The sequence below is a fragment of the Stenotrophomonas sp. genome (genome assembly GCF_059505245.1).
The window spans coordinates 255,127-275,363 of sequence record NZ_JCACKF010000042.1; the positions used below are offsets into that span (position 1 = coordinate 255,127).

General features: G+C 66.3%; 26 protein-coding genes and 1 tRNA gene. 10 read left to right on the top strand and 17 right to left on the bottom strand.

All coding sequences use genetic code 11. The features are described 5' to 3' along the window. Positions 1-61 precede the first annotated feature (61 nt). The 3 genes from AC5JLE_RS16900 (at position 62) to dxs (ending at position 4,947) form a co-directional block, all read left to right on the top strand. Entirely contained in the window at positions 62-1,852 is a 1,791-nt protein-coding gene (locus AC5JLE_RS16900) for an acyl-CoA dehydrogenase C-terminal domain-containing protein (RefSeq protein WP_049405024.1), read from the top strand. Between the two features lie 416 nt (positions 1,853-2,268). Then, the gene (locus AC5JLE_RS16905; protein WP_032956174.1) at positions 2,269-2,934 is read left to right on the top strand and encodes an HNH endonuclease; all 666 of its coding nucleotides are present in this window, start codon (positions 2,269-2,271) and stop codon (positions 2,932-2,934) included. Positions 2,935-3,039: 105 nt separating this feature from the next. Beyond that, positions 3,040-4,947, top strand: coding sequence for a 1-deoxy-D-xylulose-5-phosphate synthase (gene dxs, locus AC5JLE_RS16910; protein ID WP_032956193.1), 1,908 nt, complete (start codon positions 3,040-3,042; stop codon positions 4,945-4,947). Between the two features lie 139 nt (positions 4,948-5,086). Here the strand turns inward: dxs and AC5JLE_RS16915 are convergent, their stop codons facing one another. The 3 genes from AC5JLE_RS16915 to AC5JLE_RS16925 form a co-directional block, all read right to left on the bottom strand. Next, positions 5,087-5,290 (bottom strand): hypothetical protein, encoded by a 204-nt coding sequence (locus tag AC5JLE_RS16915; protein ID WP_005417823.1) that lies wholly within the window; start codon positions 5,288-5,290, stop codon positions 5,087-5,089. Between the two features lie 174 nt (positions 5,291-5,464). After that, positions 5,465-6,028, bottom strand: coding sequence for a DUF3011 domain-containing protein (locus AC5JLE_RS16920; protein WP_014647830.1), 564 nt, complete (start codon positions 6,026-6,028; stop codon positions 5,465-5,467). A 131-nt stretch (positions 6,029-6,159) separates the two neighbouring features. Next, a complete protein-coding gene (locus AC5JLE_RS16925; RefSeq protein WP_032956178.1) occupies positions 6,160-6,366 on the bottom strand; it encodes a hypothetical protein in 207 nt (68 codons plus the stop codon). A gap of 402 nt (positions 6,367-6,768) precedes the next feature. Between AC5JLE_RS16925 and AC5JLE_RS16930 the strand changes: the two genes are divergently transcribed. The 4 genes from AC5JLE_RS16930 (at position 6,769) to AC5JLE_RS16945 (ending at position 8,306) form a co-directional block, all read left to right on the top strand. Then, positions 6,769-7,050, top strand: coding sequence for a hypothetical protein (locus AC5JLE_RS16930; RefSeq protein ID WP_014647838.1), 282 nt, complete (start codon positions 6,769-6,771; stop codon positions 7,048-7,050). Between the two features lie 12 nt (positions 7,051-7,062). Beyond that, complete coding sequence (locus AC5JLE_RS16935) at positions 7,063-7,296, top strand: DUF1653 domain-containing protein (protein ID WP_014647839.1); 234 nt, start codon at positions 7,063-7,065, stop codon at positions 7,294-7,296. Between the two features lie 91 nt (positions 7,297-7,387). Further along, complete coding sequence (locus AC5JLE_RS16940) at positions 7,388-7,960, top strand: TetR/AcrR family transcriptional regulator (protein ID WP_046431777.1); 573 nt, start codon at positions 7,388-7,390, stop codon at positions 7,958-7,960. A 13-nt stretch (positions 7,961-7,973) separates the two neighbouring features. Continuing rightward, positions 7,974-8,306, top strand: a complete 333-nt coding sequence (locus AC5JLE_RS16945) for an SMR family transporter (RefSeq protein WP_014647841.1) — start codon at positions 7,974-7,976, stop codon at positions 8,304-8,306. Between the two features lie 22 nt (positions 8,307-8,328). Here the strand turns inward: AC5JLE_RS16945 and AC5JLE_RS16950 are convergent, their stop codons facing one another. Further along, complete coding sequence (locus AC5JLE_RS16950) at positions 8,329-8,502, bottom strand: DUF1328 domain-containing protein (protein WP_005417836.1); 174 nt, start codon at positions 8,500-8,502, stop codon at positions 8,329-8,331. A gap of 94 nt (positions 8,503-8,596) precedes the next feature. Further along, positions 8,597-9,238: a LysE family translocator gene (locus tag AC5JLE_RS16955; RefSeq protein WP_014647842.1), complete on the bottom strand. Its 642-nt coding sequence runs from the start codon at positions 9,236-9,238 to the stop codon at positions 8,597-8,599. Positions 9,239-9,400: 162 nt separating this feature from the next. Here AC5JLE_RS16955 and AC5JLE_RS16960 point away from each other — a divergent pair, with 162 nt between their 5' ends. Further along, positions 9,401-10,093 (top strand): aspartate/glutamate racemase family protein, encoded by a 693-nt coding sequence (locus AC5JLE_RS16960; RefSeq protein ID WP_262217039.1) that lies wholly within the window; start codon positions 9,401-9,403, stop codon positions 10,091-10,093. Between the two features lie 12 nt (positions 10,094-10,105). On the opposite strand, the gene AC5JLE_RS16965 is transcribed toward AC5JLE_RS16960, so the two are convergent. Then, positions 10,106-10,501 carry a hypothetical protein gene (locus tag AC5JLE_RS16965; RefSeq protein ID WP_321210777.1) on the bottom strand — a complete coding sequence of 132 codons (396 nt, stop codon included), beginning with the start codon at positions 10,499-10,501 and terminating at the stop codon, positions 10,106-10,108. A gap of 243 nt (positions 10,502-10,744) precedes the next feature. On the opposite strand from AC5JLE_RS16965, the gene AC5JLE_RS16970 reads away from it, so the two are divergent. Both AC5JLE_RS16970 and AC5JLE_RS16975 read left to right on the top strand, forming a co-directional pair. Next, the gene (locus tag AC5JLE_RS16970) at positions 10,745-11,266 is read left to right on the top strand and encodes a DUF3011 domain-containing protein (RefSeq protein ID WP_180834953.1); all 522 of its coding nucleotides are present in this window, start codon (positions 10,745-10,747) and stop codon (positions 11,264-11,266) included. 86 nt (positions 11,267-11,352) lie between these two features. Continuing rightward, positions 11,353-11,802 carry a GNAT family N-acetyltransferase gene (locus AC5JLE_RS16975; RefSeq protein WP_049405017.1) on the top strand — a complete coding sequence of 150 codons (450 nt, stop codon included), beginning with the start codon at positions 11,353-11,355 and terminating at the stop codon, positions 11,800-11,802. Here AC5JLE_RS16975 and AC5JLE_RS16980 read toward each other — a convergent pair. The 11 genes from AC5JLE_RS16980 to thrS all read right to left on the bottom strand — a co-directional run bounded on the left by AC5JLE_RS16980 (position 11,781) and on the right by thrS (position 20,231). After that, the gene (locus AC5JLE_RS16980) at positions 11,781-12,122 is read right to left on the bottom strand and encodes a low molecular weight protein tyrosine phosphatase family protein (protein ID WP_262217043.1); all 342 of its coding nucleotides are present in this window, start codon (positions 12,120-12,122) and stop codon (positions 11,781-11,783) included. The genes AC5JLE_RS16975 and AC5JLE_RS16980 overlap by 22 nt on opposite strands. Further along, complete coding sequence (locus tag AC5JLE_RS16985) at positions 12,119-12,319, bottom strand: hypothetical protein (protein ID WP_014647847.1); 201 nt, start codon at positions 12,317-12,319, stop codon at positions 12,119-12,121. Before AC5JLE_RS16985 ends, AC5JLE_RS16980 begins: the two co-directional genes overlap by 4 nt. Positions 12,320-12,436: 117 nt before the next feature. After that, positions 12,437-12,513 (bottom strand) — tRNA-Pro (locus AC5JLE_RS16990). A gap of 68 nt (positions 12,514-12,581) precedes the next feature. After that, positions 12,582-12,938, bottom strand: coding sequence for a MerR family transcriptional regulator (locus tag AC5JLE_RS16995; RefSeq protein WP_005410431.1), 357 nt, complete (start codon positions 12,936-12,938; stop codon positions 12,582-12,584). After that, positions 12,919-13,218 (bottom strand): integration host factor subunit alpha, encoded by a 300-nt coding sequence (locus AC5JLE_RS17000; RefSeq protein WP_005410432.1) that lies wholly within the window; start codon positions 13,216-13,218, stop codon positions 12,919-12,921. The genes AC5JLE_RS16995 and AC5JLE_RS17000 overlap by 20 nt, the downstream gene beginning before the upstream one ends. Positions 13,219-13,245: 27 nt before the next feature. Then, the gene (pheT, locus tag AC5JLE_RS17005; RefSeq protein WP_262217044.1) at positions 13,246-15,627 is read right to left on the bottom strand and encodes a phenylalanine--tRNA ligase subunit beta; all 2,382 of its coding nucleotides are present in this window, start codon (positions 15,625-15,627) and stop codon (positions 13,246-13,248) included. Positions 15,628-15,714: 87 nt separating this feature from the next. Then, complete coding sequence (locus tag AC5JLE_RS17010; RefSeq protein ID WP_005417865.1) at positions 15,715-16,710, bottom strand: phenylalanine--tRNA ligase subunit alpha; 996 nt, start codon at positions 16,708-16,710, stop codon at positions 15,715-15,717. A gap of 193 nt (positions 16,711-16,903) precedes the next feature. After that, positions 16,904-17,263 (bottom strand): 50S ribosomal protein L20, encoded by a 360-nt coding sequence (gene rplT, locus AC5JLE_RS17015; protein WP_005410435.1) that lies wholly within the window; start codon positions 17,261-17,263, stop codon positions 16,904-16,906. An 11-nt stretch (positions 17,264-17,274) separates the two neighbouring features. After that, entirely contained in the window at positions 17,275-17,472 is a 198-nt protein-coding gene (gene rpmI / locus AC5JLE_RS17020) for a 50S ribosomal protein L35 (RefSeq protein WP_005410436.1), read from the bottom strand. A 266-nt stretch (positions 17,473-17,738) separates the two neighbouring features. After that, entirely contained in the window at positions 17,739-18,281 is a 543-nt protein-coding gene (gene infC, locus AC5JLE_RS17025) for a translation initiation factor IF-3 (RefSeq protein WP_079222586.1), read from the bottom strand. A 48-nt stretch (positions 18,282-18,329) separates the two neighbouring features. Then, positions 18,330-20,231, bottom strand: a complete 1,902-nt coding sequence (gene thrS, locus AC5JLE_RS17030) for a threonine--tRNA ligase (RefSeq protein WP_032957627.1) — start codon at positions 20,229-20,231, stop codon at positions 18,330-18,332. Positions 20,232-20,237: the final 6 nt, after the last annotated feature.

Sequence of the window (20,237 nt, forward strand, 5' to 3'; positions counted from 1 at the left end):
CGCCTTTCGTCGCGGCGCCCGGCGCCGCTCCCCTCTGCCCTGATCAAATCGAGACGTACCGATGAGCAGCTACACCGCCCCGCTTTCCGACCTCCGTTTCGCCCTGCACGACGTGCTCAAGGTCGAACCCCTGTTCGCCCGCCTGGGCTTCACCGACGCCACCGCCGACGTGGTCGATGCCGTTCTGGAGGAAGCCGGCCGCTTCAGCGCCACCGTGCTGGCCCCGCTCAACAGCGTCGGCGACGAGATCGGCTGCGTACTCGACCAGGCCACCGGTGAAGTGACCACCCCGCCCGGCTTCAAGCAGGCCTACGACCAGTTCGTCGATGGCGGCTGGACCGGCCTGACCGCCTCACCGGAGCTGGGCGGCCAGGGCCTGCCGCACACCCTGGGGGTGCCGCTCAACGAAATGATCAACGCCGCCAACCTGGCGTGGGGCAACTTCCCGCTGCTCTCGCACGGCGCCATTGAAGCGCTGAAGCAGCACGGCGAGGCGTGGCAGCACGACGCCTTCCTCAAGCCGCTGATCGAAGGCCGCTGGACCGGCACGATGTGCCTGACCGAGCCGCACTGCGGCACCGACCTGGGCCTGCTCAAGACCAAGGCCGAGCCGAACGCCGACGGCAGCTACTCGATCACCGGCACCAAGATCTTCATCACCGCCGGGGAGCACGACCTGACCGGGAACATCGTGCACCTGGTGCTGGCCAAGCTGCCCGACGCCCCTCCGGGCGCCAAGGGCATCTCGCTGTTCGTCACCCCGAAGTTCAAGGTCGACCGCGATGGCAACGTCGGCGAGCGCAATGCACTGCGCTGTGGCTCGATCGAACACAAGATGGGCATCAAGGGGTCGGTCACCTGCGTGATGAACTTCGATGGTGCGCAGGGTTACCTGGTCGGCCAGCCGCACAAGGGCCTGCAGGCCATGTTCACCATGATGAACACCGCGCGCCTGGGTGTCGGCCTGCAGGGCATCGGCCTGTCCGAGCGCGCCTACCAGAACGCACTGAAGTACAGCCGTGAGCGCCTGCAGTCGCGCGCCCTGAGCGGCGCCAGGTTCCCGGACAAGCCGGCCGACCCGATCCTGGTCCACCCGGACGTGCGTCGCATGCTGCTGACCGTGAAGTCGCTGGTCGAAGGCAGCCGCCTGCTGGCGCTGCACGCCGCCACCCTGATCGACATCGCCCACCACGCCGAGGATGCCGCCGAGCGCGAGCGCGCCGACACCCTGGTGAGTTTCCTGACCCCGATCTCCAAGGCCTGCCAGACCGAATGGGGCATCGAGAACACCTACAACGCCCTGCAGTGCTTCGGTGGCCACGGCTACATCCGCGAGCACGGCATGGAGCAGCTGGCCCGAGATGCACGCATCACCACGCTGTATGAAGGCACCACCGGCATCCAGGCGCTGGACCTGATCGGCCGCAAGACCGCATCCAGCCAGGGCGCCGGCCTGAAGCTGATGCTGGCCGAGATCGAAGCCTTCGCCAAGGAACACGAGGGCAACGAAGCGCTGGCCGAGTTCATCGGCCCGCTGCGCGCCAAGGCCGCCGAATGGGGCAAGCTGACGATGGACGTGCTGCAGCGCGCGGCCGCCAATCCCGACGAACTGGGCGCGGCCAGCTACGACTACCTGTTCTATTCGGGTTACGTGGTGCTGGCCTACTGGTGGGCCCGCAGCGTGGCCGCCGCCGATGCCAGCGCGCACGGCGCCGCCTTCGCCCAGGGCAAGCGCGAGACCGCACGGTTCTACTTCGCCCGCGTGCTGCCGCGCACCCTCAGCCACGCCGCCGCGATCCAGGCCGGCGCCGCGCCGCTGATGGCCATGGACGACGAGCGCTTCGGCGCCTGAGCCGGGCTTCGCCCGGCACCCGCGGTAGTGCCGGCCGCTGGCCGGCAACCGCAACAGCCGGCTTCCTGCGGGATGGCGAGGTGGGTCCAATTGCGGGGGACGGCGCACGCCACCGGACCCACCCCGCCTTCGACAGATTTCCGCTGCTGTAGATCCACGCCACGCGTGGATGAGAACCCCTGAAATCCTTCTGGAGAAGAGCCCCCTTTTGTTAAAGGGGGCGCGCCGACAGGCGCGGGGATTAGGAAGAATGCGCGGGCAACCCAGCGCGCCGACGGCGGGCCGGGTTGCTAAAGGGCGCGCACCGACAGGTGCGGGGGATAGGAGGAATGCGCGGACCTGAATCATTGCGATTTGGGTTTCGCCCTCCGGGCGATACCCAAATCGCAATGATTCAGGTATAAGCTGTTCTCCCGATGGAGACAGACACTACACGCTTGGGTCTGATCGAAGCCGGAGCTCCGTTTTCTGCTCCGGGCGCCGAAGCATCGCCCAACGCCACGACGCTGCATCGCCCCGGTTCGGTCCGGCTGCTCTCGCTTGATGCCCACGGACGCGTACTGGACTGGATCACTTGGCAGGATGCGGCCTGCCTCTACGCCCGCGAGGCGGTGGCCTGGACGCTCGGCGACCCCTGCCTGCACATCCACGGCGGCACCAACCGCTTCAGCGGCCTGCAGAGCGGCATGGACCTGCACCCGATCATCGCCGCCCGCGGCCACGCCCGCTCCCGTGCGATCGACCCGACGCCGAACCTGACCAACCAGGCCCTTTTCGCCCGCGATGCCCATCTGTGCATGTACTGCGGCCAGCAGTTCAGCCGCCCCACGCTCACCCGCGACCACGTCATGCCTCTGTCCAAGGGCGGCCTGGACTGCTGGGAAAACGTGGTCACCGCCTGCTTCCACTGCAATTCGCGCAAGAGCGACCGCACCCCGCAGCAGGCCGGCATGCCCCTGCTGGCAGTGCCCTACCGGCCCAGCTGGATCGAGCACCTGATCCTGTCCAACCGCAACATCCTGGCCGACCAGATGGCCTTCCTGAAGGCGCAATTGCCCAAGCGCTCGAAACTGAGCACCTGAACGCCTGAAAATGCAACCCTCACCGTCCTGTCACGGACGGCGGCGTTTGCTTGCCCCACCCCCGTTTGAGGGCGAAAATGGGCGTTCAGAAAAAGTGCGAACATGATGATCGACTCTGCCCGCTATCCCCGCCTCGCGCGCATCCAGACGCCGGATGACCTGCGCACGTTCGACGAATCCGAATTGAGGGCGGTTGCCGACGAACTGCGCGCCTACCTCATTGAATCGGTGGGCAAGAGTGGCGGTCACTTCGCCGCCGGCCTGGGCGTGATCGAACTCACCGTGGCCCTGCACTACCTGTACCAGACACCGCACGACCAGCTGGTCTGGGACGTCGGCCATCAGACCTACCCGCACAAGATCCTGACCGGCCGCCGCGACGAAATCCACACCGTCAAGCAGAAGGACGGCATCGCGCCGTTCCCGAAGCGCGAGGAAAGCGAGTACGACACTTTTGGTGTCGGCCACTCCTCGACCTCGATCTCGGCCGCACTGGGCATGGCCATCGCCCGCCAGTCCGAAGGCGACGACCGCAAGATCGTGGCGGTGATCGGTGACGGCGCGATGACCGCCGGCATGGCGTTCGAAGCGCTGATGCACGCTGGCGGCATGGAGCCGGAGCCGAACCTGCTGGTGATCCTCAACGACAACAACATGTCGATCTCCGAGGCCGTGGGCGGCCTGACCAAGATGCTGGGCCGCGCCACCGGCAGCCGCACGCTCAACGCGCTGCGCGAAGGCGGCAAGAAGATTCTCGGTGACAAGAAGAACAACCCGGCACGCTTCGTGAAGCGCTGGGAAGAACACTGGAAGGGCATGTTCGTGCCCTCCACGATGTTCGAGGAAATGGGCTTCCACTACACCGGCCCGATCGACGGCCACGACATGCCCGCCCTGCTGTCCACGCTGAAGACGCTGCGCGCCTCCAAGGGCCCGAAGCTGCTGCATGTGATGACCACCAAGGGCAAGGGTTACGAGCCGGCCGAGGGCGACCAGATCGGTTACCACGCCGTGGGCCCGTTCGATCCGGACAAGGGGCTGGTGGCCAAGGCCGGGGCCAAGAAGCCGACCTACACCGATGTATTCAGCGACTGGCTGTGCGATGCCGCCGCCGCCGAGCCGCGCCTGTACGGCATCACCCCGGCGATGCGCGAAGGCTCCGGCCTGGTGCGTTTCAGCAAGGAATACCCGCAGCGCTATTTCGACGTTGCGATTGCCGAGCAGCATGCGGTCACCCTCGCCGCTGGCATGGCTACCCAGGGTGGCAAGCCGGTGGTGGCGATCTACTCGACCTTCCTGCAGCGCGCGTACGACCAGCTGGTACATGACGTGGCGATCCAGGACCTGGACGTGCTGTTCGCGATTGACCGCGCCGGCGTGGTCGGCCCGGACGGTGCGACCCATGCCGGCAACCTCGACCTGAGCTTCCTGCGTTGCGTGCCGAACCTGGTGGTGATGGCACCGTCCAACGAAGCCGAGTGCCGGCAGATGCTCAGCACCGGCCTGCAGCACCCGGGCCCGGCCGCCGTGCGCTACCCGCGCGGTACCGGCACCGGCGTTGCAGCCGGCACCGACCTGTCGACCCTGCCGATCGGCAAGGGCGAACTGCGCCTGCAGGGCAGCCGCATTGCCCTGCTCGCCTTCGGCAGCACCGTGGCCGCCGCCGAGCAGGTCGGCCGCGAACTGGGCCTGAGCGTGGTCAACATGCGTTTCATCAAGCCGCTGGACCGCGAGCTGGTGCTGGCTGTCGCCGCCCAGCACGAGGGCCTGGTGACGATCGAAGACAACGTGGTGGCCGGTGGCGCCGGCTCCGGTGTTGGTGAGCTGCTCAATGCCGAAGGCGTGCTGCGTCCGATCCTGCACCTGGGGCTGCCCGACAGCTACCAGCACCATGCCAGCCGCGAAGACCTGCTGGCCGAAGCCGGCATCGACGCCGCCGGCATCCGCGCTGCTGTGCTCAAGCGCTGGCCGCAGCTCGCCGCAGGTACCCCGCCGCTCAGCGCGGCAGGCTGAGGCCGATCACCACCCGGTAGATCCACACAGGGCGCAATGGGCGCGGACAGCGTCCGCACCCTCCAGGCTCGCAACCCGTAGATCCACGCCATGCGTGGATGATGGAATTCCGGGTGCCTGCCTTGGCAGGCACCCGCGCTCAGCCGTAACTGACCGCTTCGACGAATGCGCCGCTGGCTTCCACGCGCACGGCCGCACGCTGACCGGTGTCGACAAAGTGCAGGCGGGCCAGGGTCTCGGCGAAGTCGTAGGCGCGGGCGCCATCGCGGAACTCGATCGGCTCCGGGCGGTCCGGATGCAGCACGCGCCACTGGCGCTGTTCGCATTGCAGGCGGATCAACATGCAGCTCACTCCTTGAGGCAGCGTATCGATGGCGGCGGGATGCCCATGCCGGTTATGGCACACGGCACCGCTGGAATTCAGGGCACGCAACGTGCCCTGATCGCAGACAATACGGCGTTCAAAATGTGAGCTGTATCAGATTATTCTGATTTTCATGGGCTGAACCCGTAAAGCTCAGTTCACCTGGAACTGCGCCCGGCAGCCATCACTCACCCAGATGCCGCGGCGATCCCAGCCCCAGCTCTGGCCTTCGATGCAGGCGCTGCGTGAGTCCTGGCGGATCAGGCGCACACCCCGGCGGATGCGCGCATCGCAGTACTCCTGCCGATGTCCATTGGAATGGCAGGTGACCACATCGCCGCCGCCCCATCCGTTGCCATTGCCATTGCCCCAGCCGCCACCATTGCCACCCCAGCCGCCACCGCGGCGGTATTCACCGACGAATTCGGCACGGCACCCCTGTGTGACCCAGACGCCGTTGCGCGACTGGCCCCAGGTCTCACCTTCCACACAGGGCGAACCGGACAACTGGCGGATCAACCGCGCGCGGCCGTCCAGGCGGCACTCATTGCTGCGGTTCTTGACCGACTCGCAGCGCACGATGCCGCTGCCATCGCGGCCACCATAGCGGTCGTCGTCATAGCCGTAGCCATAGCTCTGCGCCTGGGCGCCGCCGGCCGCCGCCAGCATCGGCAACAGGGTGCAGGCCAGGGTGCGCCAAGTGAGTGCGTTGCCCATCGAAATCTCCAGATGAATACGATGGCGCAAGCATCCGGGATTCACGGCCCGGCGCACAGAGGGGAGCGCAACGGCAGTTTTTCCCCATTCAAACAACGCAACCGGACCTGACTGCGTCACGGTTGCTGGCGTCACTCTCCGACGTGAAGCGCGTCTACCGTATTGCCAAGCGCCGCGACCCGCACCGTGCTGCGCTGGCCGGTGCGGCGGTGATGCTCCAGGGCCAGCGCGGCGGCGGCGTCAAAGGCGTCGGCGCCACGTGCGTAGCGGGTGGCCTCGCGTGCCTGCGGGTGCAGTACGGACCAGCGCTGGGCAGTGCATTGGACGGTGATGACCATGGGGAGGCTCCTGCGGATAGAGGGTGCGGTGGCAGGCAGACGTGCCGCTCGCCGTTACACCATCAGGCTAGCGACCGCCTCCGGAATGGCCTATCAGATTTGTACGAAAAGTCCGCGCCAGTGCGTCAGAACCCCGCCCTCATCACATCCCTGAGTCCGTTTAGCTCGTTCATTCCGTGATCCTTGTCACGGAGTCAGCCGGGCTTCACACTACCATCATCAACAGGGGCCCCTTCCACATGCGCACCTTCTTCTCGCACCAGCGTTCGACGTTGCTGAAGTTCTATTTCGTGGCCAGCTATCTGATTCTGATCGAAGAGTTGGTCCGCGCCGCCGTGCATTGAGCGCTTGCTGACGGGCTATTTGCGACAGAAAATGTTGCTTTACGCACGGAGCTCGCGCATGAAGGTGCTTCTTCTGATTCCAGCGCTGCTGGTTCTGGCCGCATGCGCGAGCCCGGACAATGCAGCCCCGCGTGCCGACGGCAAGCCTTCGACCACCATGCCCAAGGTAGGCGGCGATCGCGACGCGCACGGCTGCATCGGCTCGGCCGGCTACCAGTGGTGCGAGCACAGCCAGCGCTGCGAGCGGCCCTGGGAGCTGGCACAGGCACACGGCCTGGCCAACAGCGCCGAGGCGATCGACGCGTACTGCGCCACGCCCGCCAGCCCGGCGCGCAAGTGAGCACGACCCGTCATGGCTGAGCTGAGTCCCCTGCCCGACCTCGCCCGTGGCCGGTATCGCCACTTCAAGGGCGGCGAATACGAAGTGATCGACATCGTCCGCAGCAGCGAGACGCTGGAACCATTGGTGCTGTACCGCGCACTCTACGGCGAAGGTGGCCTGTGGGTACGCCCCTACCCGATGTTCGTCGAGCAGGTCCCAGGCAAACACGGCCCGCAGGCGCGTTTCGCACGCATCGACGATTGATCCGGCTCCCACCGGGCGGTGGCCGATGGTCGCGCCGGTGACGCGATCCGGCTGCGCTACAATCATACCGTCCAGTCGGTTTCTTCCCATCATGTCCTCCCCCCCTCCCCGCTCGCGGCGCAAAGCGCCCGACAGCGTGCGCCAGTCATTGCTGCACGCCACCATTGCCGTGATTGGCCAGCACGGGCTGGCGGCACTGACCGTGCAGGATGTCGCGCGCGTGGCCGGGGTCAGCAAGGGCGCGTTGTTCCACCATTTCAGCAGCAAGCAGGCACTGGTCGATGAAGCCATCGGCGCACTCATCGGCGAATTCGAGGCGCGTGTGCGCGCGCTCCTGCAGGACGGCACGCCCGGCCACGGCTGCTTCAGCCGCGCCTATGTGCGGGCCAACTTCGAGCACCTGCTGCAGCAGGAACAGGACAACGACATCGGCCTGACCCTGGGCAACCTGATGGAGCCGGCCCTGCTGGCGCACTGGCGCGACTGGAAGCGCGCGATGCTGGCCGAGTTCCCCGGCGAAGCCGGCGATCCGCGCCTGTACGCGGCACGCTGCGCGGCCGATGGCTATTGGGCCACCGCCTATGGTCGGCCGCTGGACGAAGCAGAGCGCCTCAATGCGCTGGCGATGGCCGAGCAGGCCCTCAAGCTGTGCGACCCGCAGTGACCCGGAGCCCGCGATGAACCCCTATATCTACCTGGCCGCCGCCATCGTGCTGGAAGTGATTGCCACGTCGCTGCTTAAGGCCTCGGACGGCATGAGCCGGCTGTGGCCGACACTGGGCGCGCTGGTCGGCTACGGGCTGTGCTTCTACCTGCTGTCGGTCACCATGAAGTCGGTGCCGACCGGCATCGCCTATGCGATCTGGTCCGGCGTCGGCATCGTGCTGATCTCGCTGATCGGCCTGGTGGTGTTCAAGCAGCGGCTGGATGCAGCTGCGCTGGCCGGCATCGCGCTGATCTGCGCCGGCGTGCTGGTGATCAACCTGTTCTCGCGCAGCAGCGCGCACTGAACGCGCTGCTGCGCGACAGGTGCTAGCTGACCTTCTTCGCCACGCTCATGCCGATCAGGAACAGCACCACGGCAATGATGATGCCGGCCCAGAACAGGAATTTGGCGATGCCCACAGCGGCACCGGCGATGCCGCCGAAGCCCAGCACGCCGGCGATGATGCCGATGATGGCGAAAATGATGGCCCACTTGATCATGTCAGTCCTTACCCCGCAGGGAACGCAAACGGTGTGATCAGGCTAGGCCGCAGCCGATGCGGCAATCGTGAAAAGGCCGCGTGTGCGGCGTGAATCAGCGCGGCCGGAAGCGCAGCAGCGCCACCGCGAAGGCCAGGAACACGCTTCCCACCAGCCGCTCGAACCAGCGCCGTGCGAATGGCTTTGCAAGCCAACGACGCAGGCCGTGGCCACCGGCGGCGTACATCACGTACCAGAACAGTTCGCAGGCCGCGAAGGTCGCCACCAGCACGCTGTACTGCACGGCCTGGCTACGCGACGGATCAACGAACTGCGGCAGGAACGCCGCGGCGAACAACAACAGCTTGGGGTTGCTCAAGCCAACCCACAGGCCGCCACGGAATACCGTCGCTGCGCCATGTACCGGCGCCAGTGTGACCTCGGCAGCATCGGCCACCGCGGGTGCCGGGCGGCAACTGTCACGCCACGCCTTGATGCCAAGCCAGGCCAGGTAGGCCACACCGAGATAGCGCAGCACTTCGAACAGCATCGGCGAGGAGTGCAGCAACGCGCTCAGGCCCGCAGCGGATGCGGCCAGCACCAGCAGCATCGCCAGCAGGCAGCCGGCCATGGCCGGCACGCTGCCACGGAACCCCAGCCCGACGCTGCGCCCGAGGATGTGCAGCATGTTCGGCCCGGGCGTCCCGCACAGCACGAAGACCGTGGCCAGGAACCACCACCAGGTATGCAGGGCCATTGCCGGTTTCCACTTCAGAAGACGGCACCAGCATAGGGCACCCATGCAGGACGCGGCACATACAGCGGGCGGTGGATGCGACGGTTACAGATGCCGGCGCCCGTGCACGGCAGCGCCACTGCCATCTGTGCTGCAATGGCCGTCTCTGGCTTGGAGCAGTGCATGAAGACCCTTGGCCTGATCGGCGGCATGAGCTGGGAAAGCTCGGCGCAGTACTACCGGCTCATCAACGAGGCGGTGCGGCATCGCCTCGGTGGTGCACATTCGGCGCAACTGCTGCTGTGGTCGGTGGATTTCGCCGGCATCAAGCAGCTGCAGCACGACGGCCAATGGGATCTGCTGGGCAACCACATGCTCGATGCTGCACGGCGGCTGCAGGCCGGTGGCGCCGAGCTGCTGGTGATCTGCACCAACACCATGCACACGCTGGCCGGCCGGATCGAAGCCGGATGCCCGCTGCCCCTGCTGCATATCGCGGACCCGACCGCCGCGGCGATCCTGCAGGCCGGCATCCGCAAGGTGGGACTGCTCGGCACCGCCTTCACCATGGAGCAGGCGTTCTACCGCGACCGGCTGCAGGACCGCTTCGGGCTGGAGGTACTGGTTCCGGAGGCCGATGATCGCCGCAGCGTGCACGACATCATCTACCAGGAGCTGATCTGCGGCGTGGTCAGCGAGCATTCGCGGCAGGCATACGCCGGCGTGATCGCGCGCCTGGTCGCACGCGGCGCCGAAGCGATCATCCTCGGCTGTACCGAAATCATGTTGCTGGTCCGCGCCGAGGACAGCCCGGTGCCGCTGTACGACACCACCACCCTGCACGCCCTGGCGGCGGTGGATGCGGCACTGGCCTGACCCTGCGCGCTGTCAGCCTTCGCCCTGCACTTCCAGTGCGGTGATCAACCAGTCGACCACGGCCTGCGAATCACACAGGAAGAAGATGGCATCGCCCGAACGCGCCTCGGTCAGCAGCCGATAGACGGTAATCGCCACCGCCGACTGGTTGGCGATGAACACTTCCGGGCTGCGCGGTCCCTCGCTGTGGCCGGCCACGGCATGCAGCGCCTTGCGCGCAGCCACGGTGGTGGGCGGGTCCGCGCTGCGGGCCAGTTCCGGCCCGCGCAGGCCCCACGCAATGAACACATGCTTGCCCTTGAACGTGGTGTCCAGGACACGCACCTGCCCGGCCTCTGCGCCAGCCGAGCGATGAATGACGGTACTGCTGATCAACGCAACCCCCTGTGGTCGTCGTGGTCCGCGCATCCTCCTCCACACGCCGGCTGCACGCCAGTGACGGCAGCCACAGGCTGGGCCGGCAAGCGTGGGAGAGATGTAAGAAGGTGTAAGCCGATGCGATCGGATGTGCCGCGATGATAAGGGATGTAAGGCTCTGCATGGGCCGGTGCACACTACTAAATCCCCACTGAGCCAACGCCGGAACGATCCGTTCCGATGGCCCCGGGCTGGTCCATTCTTGCGGCCCGTTCCCCTGCCGAGGCCCCCCCCATGACCCATCGCCTGCTGCTGCCGATTGCCCTCCCCACCCTGGCCCTGCTGCTGGCCGCCACCACGGTGGCCGCCCAGGATTACGACAGCGATCCCATTGCGCCGCTGCGCTGCGAATCGCAGTTCAACAAGACCCAGCAGTGCCCGATCGAAGGCCGCATGCGCCTGGCCAGGCAGCTGTCGGTCACTCGCTGCGTAGAGGACCAGAACTGGGGCCAGAGCCGCCGCATGCTCTGGGTCACCGACGGTTGTCGCGCCGAGTTCGTGGCCGACGGACAGGGACGCGGCCGCTGGCCGGGGCGCGGCCGGGACCGTGACCGTGACCGCGATGACGATGGCGAGCGCCTGGTCTGCGAGTCCTACGAGCAGAAGGAGAAGGAATGCCGCATCCGTGTGCGCCACGAGGTACGCCTGGTCAAGCAGAAGTCGGTGACACCGTGCGTCGAGGATCGCAACTGGGGCTGGGACCGCCGCGGCGTGTGGGTCAGCGACGGCTGCCGTGCCGAGTTCCGTGTGTATTGACTGCCGACCACACGCTGGCTGTGGCGGATGCGCAGACACGGCCGACGCGATCGATAGACTGGGCGTACCCAGCCCAGGAGCCTTCGATGGTGCCGCCCGATCCCTCCTCGACGATGTTGCACATCCGCGAGGCAATGCCCGCCGACGTTTCCGCGTTGATCGCGCTCGACAGCGTTGCGGTCCACGATCCGCAACGCGCACGGCAGATCAGCGACTGGCAGGCCAATGGTGGCATGCACGTGGCCGAATGGGCCGGTCAGCTGGCCGGTTACCTGGTCATCCACCATCACTTCTTCGGCGAAGCCTTCGTCGAGATGCTGATGGTGGCGCGCGAACAACGCAGCCAGGGCGTCGGCGCCGCCCTGCTGCGCCATGCCATCGCGCTGCACGGCCACGGCAGGCTGTTCACTTCGACCAATGCTTCCAATACCGGCATGCAACGCCTGCTCGCCGCTTCGGGTTTCATCGACAGCGGCATCGTGCACGGATTGGACGAAGGCGATCCGGAGCTGCTCTACCGCTTTGCCGGCAGCTGATCGAGATACGTGGCCACCTTGGCGTCCAGCAGGTCCATCAACAGCGGATCCATGCAGCGATAGTCGTCGGGGATATCCAGGCAATGCAGGCGCTTGTATTCCAGCAGGCGCGCATACGCGGCCTGCAGGCGATGCTGGTGCTTGGCCTCCATCACGAAAATGACATCGGCCCAGCGGATATCCGCCGGGCCGATGGGGCGTCGTGCATGCGGGCTGGTGCCGGCCGACAGCGCAGCGAAGCCGGGTCGCCGTCGCCACATGGCTTCGGCGGTCGGGCTGCGCAGCTGGTTGCGGCTGCAGACGAACAGCAGGTTGATCATTCCTGTTCCTGCAGTTGGCGGGCGCTGAGGACCGGATAAGTGAAGCCCAGCTGGCGTGCGCGCGCGAGCTTGGCATCGCGCGTATACAGCAGCTTCCAGTTCTTCTCGGGCTTGTAGCTGTAGGCGGTCGTGGCGCGGTCGCCACCACGGTTGCGAGCCTGGCTGCGACGCCAGGCACGGTTTCTTGCAGAATCCATGATGTGTTCTCGTGAGTACCGGGTTCAGCAGCCGCGGTAGTACGAGTGGCGCGCAGCATACACCGCACGCACAAAAAAGCCCACGCATCGCTGCGCGGGCTTCTTGATTCATCACAGTGGTCGGGACGGCCGGATTCGAACCGACGACCCTCTGCCCCCCAGGCAGATGCGCTACCAGGCTGCGCTACGCCCCGACTGATGCTGCGATGTGCCCGCCACTGCGGCGGGCCGTGAAGTATAGCGGATTACGATGGAAATGGGATCAGCGGCGCAGCAACTGCAGCACTTCTTCCAGCTCCATGCGCACCTGCTTGATGATCTGGTTGCTCAGCGCCGATTCCTCGCGGGCATCGGGGCCGTCCAGACGCAGGCGTGCACCACCGATCGTGTAGCCCTGTTCGTACAGCAGGCTGCGGATCTGCCGCACCATCAGCACGTCGTGGCGCTGGTAGTAGCGGCGGTTGCCTCGGCGCTTGGCCGGCTCAAGGCTGGGAAACTCGGTTTCCCAGTAGCGCAGGACATGCGGCTTGACGTCGCACAGCTCACTGACTTCACCGATGGTGAAGTAGCGCTTGGCCGGGATCGGCGGTAGTTCGCGGTTACTGCCCGGATCCAGCATAAGCTTCCACCCTCTCCTTGAGCTTCTGGCCCGGACGGAAGGTGACCACCGTACGGGCGGAAATCGGAATTTCCTCGCCGGTCTTGGGGTTGCGACCCGGGCGCTGGTTCTTGCGCCGCAGATCGAAATTACCGAAGCCCGACAGCTTCACCTGACGTCCCTGTTCCAATGCTTCACGCAGCACATCGAAAAACGCGTCGACGAATTCCTTGGCTTCCCGCTTGTTCAGACCGACTTCGTCGAACAGCTTTTCCGCCATCTCCGCCTTGGTCAATGCCATTGCCTGCTACCCCCGAGTGCTGCCCGCTCAGCCGCGGATCCGGGCGTGGTGTTCACGCTCGATGGCAGTGACCGCCTCGGCCACCACCGCATCCACGTCGCGGTCCGTCAGAGTGCGCGACTTGTCCTGCAAAATCAAGCCCATAGCGAGACTCTTGAATCCCGGCTCGACGCCCTGGCCGACGTAACGGTCGAACAGGTTCAGGTCGCGCAGCAGCGGGCCGGCGGCCTGGCGGACGGTGGCCGCCAGATCGGCCCAGGCCACCTGTTCAGGCACCAGGAACGCCAGGTCGCGACGCACCGCCGGGAAGCGCGACAGTTCGCCGGCGCGCGGCAGTCGGCGGGCGGTCAGCGGCTCCAGGTCCAGCTCGAAGGCGTAGACGTCGGCTTCGATATCCATCGCCCGGGTCAGGCGCGGGTGGATCTGGCCGATCCAGCCGATCGCCACGCCATCGCGGAACACCTCGGCCGAACGCGCCGGGTGGCCGTAGGCGCGGACGGACGGGCGGAACTCCAGTTGCGCGCCACTGGCGGCCGCCAGCGATTCCAGGTCGCCCTTCAGGTCATGGAAGTCGACCTTGCGGGTCGGCAGGCCCCACTGCACCGCCTGCGCCTCACCGCAGACCGCAGCGGCCACGCGCGGGGTTTCCAGCGGTGCCGGCTGGCCGTCTCCGGCCTGCTGGGCGAACACGCGGCCGAGCTCGAACAGACGCACGCGGCCCAACTGGCGGGCGGCGTTGCGGCCCAACGTGGCGACCAGGCCCGGCAGCAGCGACGGGCGCATCACCGCCAGTTCGGCCGACAGCGGGTTGGCCAGCGGCACCAGGCCGTCGCGCAGCTGCCACTGGGTCAGCAGCGCGTCGTCGACGAAGGCGAAATTGACGGTTTCCTGCTGGTCACGGGCGATCAGCTGGCGGCGCACGCTCAGCGCCTCCAGCTGGGTCTCGCTCGGCATCGCCACGCGCGAGGCACCGCCCGGCAGCGTGGTCGGGATCTGCTCGTAACCGTGGATGCGGGCCAGCTCTTCGATCAGGTCTTCTTCGATGGCGATGTCGAAGCGGCGGCTCGGCGCGACCACCTGCCAGCCGTCGGCGGCGGCGACCACGTCCATGCCCAGCGCGCGCAGGATGCGCTCGACTTCCGCATCGTCGATGGTGATGCCGAGCACGCGGGTGATGCGGGCGCGGCGCAGCACGATGGTCGCCGGCTGCGGCAGATCGGCTTCACGCACGGCCTCGGTGACCGGTGCCGGGGTACCGCCGGCCAGGTCCAGCACCAGGCGGGTGGCGTACTCGATCGCGGTGCGCGGCAGCGCCGGATCGACGCCGCGCTCGAAGCGATGGCCGGCATCGGTGTGCAGGCCAAGCTTGCGGCCACGACCCATGATCGCGGCCGGCGCGAAGTGCGCCGCTTCCAGGAACACGGCGGTGGTCGCGTCGGTGACGCGGGTGTCGAAGCCGCCCATCAGGCCGGCCAGGCCGACCGCGCGGTCAGCGTCGGTGACCACCAGGAAGCTGTCGTCCAGCGCAGCATCGCGGCCGTCCAGCAGCTTCAGCGTCTCGCCCGCGCGCGAACGGCGTACGGCGATGCTGCCCTGCAGGGTGCCCAGGTCGTAGGCGTGCATCGGCTGGCCCAGCTCCAGCATCACATACTGGGTGATGTCGACCAGCAGCGAGACCGGACGCACGCCACTGCGGCGCAGGCGCTCGGCCATCCACAACGGGGTCCTGGCGGCAGCATTGACGCCTTCGATGACACGGCCCAGGTAACGCGGCGCTTCGGCGCCGGCGTCGAGCTGGATGCCCAGCTCACGGCTGCCGACTGCCGGAATGGCGTCGGCAGCGAAGTCCAGCACTTCACTGCGGGTGGCGGCGGCGACGTCGTAGGCGATGCCGCGCAGGCTGAAGCAGTCGGCGCGGTTCGGGGTCAGCTTGATCTCGATGCTGGCATCCGGCAGGCCCAGGTACTCGACCAGGGTCTGGCCGACCGGTGCGTCGTCGGGCAGTTCCAGCAGGCCGGAAGCATCGTTGTCCAGGCCCAGTTCCTTGGCCGAGCACAGCATGCCGTTGGACTCGACGCCACGCAGCTTGGCCGGCTTGATCTTCAGCTCGCCGATCTGCGCACCGACCATCGCCAGCGGCGCGACCAGGCCCGGGCGCGCGTTCGGGGCGCCGCACACGATCTGCAGCAGTTCGCCCTGCCCGGCATCAACCCTGCACACCTGCAGGCGATCCGCTTCCGGATGGCGCACCGCGTCGACGATGCGTGCCACGACCACGTGGTCGAGGCCTTCGCCCAGCGCGGTCACGTCTTCCACTTCCAGGCCGATGGCGGTCAGCACTGCACTCAGTTCATCGCGCGAAGCGCCGGTCGGGACGTGGCTGCGCAGCCAGTTTTCGGAGAATTTCATGGTGTCATCCTGGTGGGCCCGGCGCATGCGCCTGGGCCTGCGAATTTGGGAGCAGCCGAGCATGGCTCGGCCCTACACGGTTGCGGCTTACGCGAACTGTTTCAGGAACCGCACGTCGTTCTCGAAGAACGCACGCAGGTCGTTGACGCCGTAGCGCAGCATTGCAAAGCGCTCCACGCCCATGCCGAAGGCGAAGCCGGTGTAGCGCTCCGGATCGATGCCGACGTTGCGCAGCACGTTCGGATGGACCATGCCGCAGCCGAGCACTTCCAGCCAGCGGGTGCTGCCATCGGGCTGCTGCCAGGCGATGTCCACTTCCGCGCCCGGCTCAACGAACGGGAAATAGCTGGGGCGGAAGCGCATCTCGAAATCGCGCTCGAAGAAGGCGCGCACGAACTCGGCCAGCGTGCCCTTCAGGTCGGCGAAGGTCGAATGCTCGTCCACCAGCAGGCCTTCCACCTGATGGAACATCGGCGAATGGGTCTGGTCGCTGTCGCTGCGGTACACCTTGCCGGCGGCGATCATGCGCAGCGGCGGCGCGTGGTCACCCATGTAGCGCACCTGCACGCCGGAGGTGTGCGTGCGCAGCAGGCGGCCGTCGCCGAAGTAGAAGGTGTCGTGCATGGCGCGCGCCGGATGGTGCGGCGGGAAGTTCAGCGCCTCGAAGTTGTGCCAGTCGTCCTCGATCTCCGGCCCTTCCGACAGCTCGTAGCCCAGCCGGCCGAAGATGCCGGTGATGCGCTCCAGGGTGCGGGTGATCGGATGCAGGCCGGCGCGGTCGCCGTTGCGACCCGGCAGGGTGATGTCGATGGCTTCGGCGGCCAGGCGTGCATCCAGTGCCGCATCTTCCAGCAGCGCCTTGCGCTCGCCGAGCGCGCGGGTCAGCGCGTCGCGGGCCTGGTTGATCGCCTCACCGGCGGCCTTGCGCTCGTCGGCCGGCAGGGCGCCGAGCTGCTTGAGCTGCGAGGTGATGCTGCCACTCTTGCCAAGCAGGGCCACGCGCAGCTGTTCCAGCACGTCGGGGCTCTGTGCGGCGGCCACATCGGCCAGCGCCTGGGTGGTGAGGGATTGGATGTCGCTCATGGGGGGCCGGAACTCCAGTCGATCTGCCATCGCGATGCGCGAAGGGCCGACCCCTGTCGCCACCGCCGTCCCCGCGCTGCCGCCATGGCCTCGCCGGGACCCAAAAAAGAATGGGGAAGGACTTGCGCCCTTCCCCATGCATTGCCTTGACCTGACACCGTTCCGGATGAACGGTTACGGCATCGGGAAGGACTTATGCCGCCAGCGCGCCCTTGGCCTTTTCGGCCAGCGCAGCAAAACCGGCTGCGTCGTGCACGGCGATGTCAGCCAGGACCTTGCGGTCCAGGGTGATGCCGGCCTTCAGCAGACCGTTCATGAAGCGGCTGTAGCTCAGGCCGTTGATGCGGGCAGCCGCATTGATACGGGTGATCCACAGCGAACGGAAGTTGCGCTTCTTCTGCTTACGGCCGATGTAGGCGTACTGCTGTGCCTTGATGACCGCCTGCTTGGCGACGCGGAAGACCTTGCGGCGGGCGTTGTAATAGCCCTTGGCGAGATCCAGAATCTTCTTGTGGCGGCGACGCGCCTGTACGCCACGCTTAACTCGTGCCATTTTTCAGTTCCTCAGAGGTAAGGGAGCATGCGGTCCAGACGGCCTGCGTCTTCTGCACGGACATGGCCCGTCTGACGCAGATTACGCTTACGCTTGGTCGCTTTCTTCGTGAGGATGTGGCTACGGTTGGCGTGGCCGCACTTGTACTTGCCCGAGGCGGTCTTGCGGAAACGCTTGGCCGCTGCCCGGTTGGTCTTGATCTTGGGCATTGCAATGTCCTTGATGGGATTTGACCCTGGTTTCTGACTGATCTGGCGGCGGCCTGGGCCGCTCTTTCCGTCCTGCCATGATCGGCGTACGACCCGTCCTGGGTGGGTCGAGCCGGGCATGATACAGGCAAAACCGCCTTGCCACCAGCCCCAGCACCCCTTGCGCCGGCATTTCACCGGCATCCTGCAAAAGCAAAGGGACGCCAGTGGCGTCCCCTTACCCTGAACCATTCAGCCAGGCGCCCCGGAAGGCGGCCCGTCAGGCCTCAGGTCTTCTTCTTCGGCGCGATCATCATGACCATCTGACGCCCTTCCAGGCGCGGACGGGATTCAATGACGATGTCCTCGCCCAGATCGGTCTCGATCCGGTTGGCCATTTCGCGACCCAGTTCCTGGTGGCTCATTTCACGGCCACGGAAACGGATGTTGACCTTGATCTTGTCGCCTTCTTCAAGGAACCCGCGCATCTTGCGCAGCTTGATCTGGTAGTCGCCCTCGTCCGTGACCGGACGGAACTTCACTTCCTTGATCTCGACCTGCTTGGTCTTCTTCTTGGCCTCGCTGGCCTTCTTCTGCGCTTCGAACTTGAACTTGCCGAAGTCCATGATCTTGCAGACCGGCGGATCGGCCTGCGGCTGGATTTCGACCAGGTCCAGGCCTTCATCTTCGGCCATGGACAGCGCTTCGTCGCGCGACAACACGCCGATCATTTCTCCGTCACTGCCGATCACGCGGACGCGCGGCACACGGATTTCCTGATTCTTGCGGTTCTGTTTGTTGTCAGGGGTGCTGATATTACGTTCTCCCAAGGGTATCGAACCGGTCCGGGTGCCTGTGCCCCCGGACCGGACCTTTGCTTACGCGCCCTCGGCCTGGAGCCGCTCGATGAAGGCCTGCAGGCTCATGCTGCCCAGGTCTTCGCCAGAACGCGTACGCACCGCCACAGCCCCATTTTCCTTCTCGCGGTCACCAATGACCAGCAGGTAGGGCACGCGCTGCAACGTATGCTCGCGGATTTTATAGCCGATCTTCTCGTTACGCAAATCCGAGCTGACGCGGAAGCCTTGCTCCGCAAGGGTTTTGGTCACGCCCGAGACGTAGTCGGCCTGGGCGTCGGTGATGTTGGCCACCACCACCTGGGTCGGCGCCAGCCAGGCCGGGAACTGGCCGGCATGGTGCTCGATCAGGATGCCCAGGAAGCGCTCCATCGAGCCGACGATGGCGCGGTGCAGCATGACCGGATGCTTCTTCTGGCTGTTCTCATCCACGTACTCGGCGCCGAGGCGGCCCGGCATCATGAAGTCGACCTGCATGGTGCCCAGCTGCCAGGTACGGCCGATGGCGTCCTTCAGGTGGTACTCGATCTTCGGGCCGTAGAAGGCGCCCTCGCCCGGCAGCTCCTGCCATTCCACGCCACAGGCGGACAGCGCCGAACGCAGTGCGCCCTCGGCCTTGTCCCAGGTGGCGTCGTCGCCCAGGCGCGATTCCGGACGCAGCGCGATCTTGATCTGGATCTCGTCGAAGCCGAAGTGCTGGTAGACCGCCAGCGCCTGCTGGTGGAACGCGGTCACTTCCGATTCGATCTGGCTCTCGGTGCAGAACACATGGCCGTCGTCCTGGGTGAAACCACGCACGCGCAGGATGCCGTGCAGCGCGCCGGACGGCTCGTTGCGGTGGCAGGAACCGAACTCACCGTAGCGGATCGGCAGGTCGCGGTAGCTGTGCAGGCCCTGGTTGAACACCTGGATGTGGCCCGGGCAGTTCATCGGCTTGACCGCGTAGGTGCGCTTCTCCGACTCGGTGAAGAACATGTTGTCCTGGTAGTTGTCCCAGTGGCCGGACTTCTTCCACAGGCTCACGTCCAGGATCTGCGGGCAGCGCACTTCGCCGTAGCCGCTGCTGCGGTAGACCTTGCGCATGTACTGCTCGACCACCTGCCACAACGCCCAGCCCTTCGGGTGCCAGAACACCAGGCCCGGCGCCTCTTCCTGCAGGTGGAACAGGTCCTGCTGCTTGCCGATGCGGCGGTGGTCGCGCATCTCGGCTTCCTCGATGCGCTTGATGTACGCCTCGAGCTGCTTCTTGTCGGCCCAGGCGGTGCCGTAGATGCGCTGCAGCTGTTCGTTCTGCGCATCGCCGCGCCAGTAGGCGCCGGAGATGCGGGTCAGCTTGAAGGCCTTCAGGAAGCGCGTGTTCGGCACGTGCGGGCCGCGGCACATGTCCACGTATTCCTGGTGGTAGTACATGCCCATCGCCTGGATGTCGTCGGACATGTCCTCGATCAGGCGCAGCTTGTAGTCCTCGCCACGGGCCTTGAAGATCTCGATCACTTCGGCGCGCGGCGTCATCTTCTTGATGACGTCGTAATCCTGGGCGATCAGCTCACCCATGCGCTTCTCGATCGCGGCCATGTCGTCCGGGGTGAACGGGCGCTCGGAATAGATGTCGTAGTAGAAGCCCTCGGCGATCACCGGGCCGATCACCATCTTCACGTCCGGGTACAGCTGCTTGACGGCGTGGCCGACCAGATGGGCGCAGGAGTGGCGGATGATCTCCACGCCCTCCTCGTCCTTGGCGGTGATGATGCGCAGGCTGGCATCGTGGTCGATGACGTCACTGGCATCGACCAGCACGCCATCGACCGAGCCGGCGATGGTGGCCTTGGCCAGGCCGGCACCGATCGACTGGGCGACGTCCATGACGCTGACGGGGTTTTCGAACTCGCGGCGGCTGCCGTCGGGAAGGGTAATGTTGATCATCGCATT

Coding starts and splice junctions, on each gene's coding strand:
- AC5JLE_RS16995 (WP_005410431.1), bottom strand. CDS start 12,938: ATGCTGGATCCGGGCAGTAACCGCGAACTACCGCCGATCCCGGCCAAG.
- AC5JLE_RS16955 (WP_014647842.1), bottom strand. CDS start 9,238: ATGGCCCTGCATACCTGGTGGTGGTTCCTGGCCACGGTCTTCGTGCTG.
- AC5JLE_RS16960 (WP_262217039.1), top strand. CDS start 9,401: ATGAAGACCCTTGGCCTGATCGGCGGCATGAGCTGGGAAAGCTCGGCG.
- AC5JLE_RS16945 (WP_014647841.1), top strand. CDS start 7,974: ATGAACCCCTATATCTACCTGGCCGCCGCCATCGTGCTGGAAGTGATT.
- AC5JLE_RS16920 (WP_014647830.1), bottom strand. CDS start 6,028: ATGGGCAACGCACTCACTTGGCGCACCCTGGCCTGCACCCTGTTGCCG.
- AC5JLE_RS16930 (WP_014647838.1), top strand. CDS start 6,769: ATGAAGGTGCTTCTTCTGATTCCAGCGCTGCTGGTTCTGGCCGCATGC.
- AC5JLE_RS16905 (WP_032956174.1), top strand. CDS start 2,269: ATGGAGACAGACACTACACGCTTGGGTCTGATCGAAGCCGGAGCTCCG.
- AC5JLE_RS16940 (WP_046431777.1), top strand. CDS start 7,388: ATGTCCTCCCCCCCTCCCCGCTCGCGGCGCAAAGCGCCCGACAGCGTG.
- AC5JLE_RS16980 (WP_262217043.1), bottom strand. CDS start 12,122: ATGATCAACCTGCTGTTCGTCTGCAGCCGCAACCAGCTGCGCAGCCCG.
- rplT (WP_005410435.1), bottom strand. CDS start 17,263: ATGGCACGAGTTAAGCGTGGCGTACAGGCGCGTCGCCGCCACAAGAAG.
- AC5JLE_RS17000 (WP_005410432.1), bottom strand. CDS start 13,218: ATGGCATTGACCAAGGCGGAGATGGCGGAAAAGCTGTTCGACGAAGTC.
- AC5JLE_RS16935 (WP_014647839.1), top strand. CDS start 7,063: ATGGCTGAGCTGAGTCCCCTGCCCGACCTCGCCCGTGGCCGGTATCGC.
- AC5JLE_RS16950 (WP_005417836.1), bottom strand. CDS start 8,502: ATGATCAAGTGGGCCATCATTTTCGCCATCATCGGCATCATCGCCGGC.
- AC5JLE_RS16900 (WP_049405024.1), top strand. CDS start 62: ATGAGCAGCTACACCGCCCCGCTTTCCGACCTCCGTTTCGCCCTGCAC.
- pheT (WP_262217044.1), bottom strand. CDS start 15,627: ATGAAATTCTCCGAAAACTGGCTGCGCAGCCACGTCCCGACCGGCGCT.
- AC5JLE_RS16975 (WP_049405017.1), top strand. CDS start 11,353: ATGGTGCCGCCCGATCCCTCCTCGACGATGTTGCACATCCGCGAGGCA.
- AC5JLE_RS16915 (WP_005417823.1), bottom strand. CDS start 5,290: ATGTTGATCCGCCTGCAATGCGAACAGCGCCAGTGGCGCGTGCTGCAT.
- AC5JLE_RS16985 (WP_014647847.1), bottom strand. CDS start 12,319: ATGGATTCTGCAAGAAACCGTGCCTGGCGTCGCAGCCAGGCTCGCAAC.
- AC5JLE_RS16970 (WP_180834953.1), top strand. CDS start 10,745: ATGACCCATCGCCTGCTGCTGCCGATTGCCCTCCCCACCCTGGCCCTG.
- AC5JLE_RS17010 (WP_005417865.1), bottom strand. CDS start 16,710: ATGAGCGACATCCAATCCCTCACCACCCAGGCGCTGGCCGATGTGGCC.
- thrS (WP_032957627.1), bottom strand. CDS start 20,231: ATGATCAACATTACCCTTCCCGACGGCAGCCGCCGCGAGTTCGAAAAC.
- AC5JLE_RS16965 (WP_321210777.1), bottom strand. CDS start 10,501: ATGCGCGGACCACGACGACCACAGGGGGTTGCGTTGATCAGCAGTACC.
- AC5JLE_RS16925 (WP_032956178.1), bottom strand. CDS start 6,366: ATGGTCATCACCGTCCAATGCACTGCCCAGCGCTGGTCCGTACTGCAC.
- dxs (WP_032956193.1), top strand. CDS start 3,040: ATGATCGACTCTGCCCGCTATCCCCGCCTCGCGCGCATCCAGACGCCG.
- rpmI (WP_005410436.1), bottom strand. CDS start 17,472: ATGCCCAAGATCAAGACCAACCGGGCAGCGGCCAAGCGTTTCCGCAAG.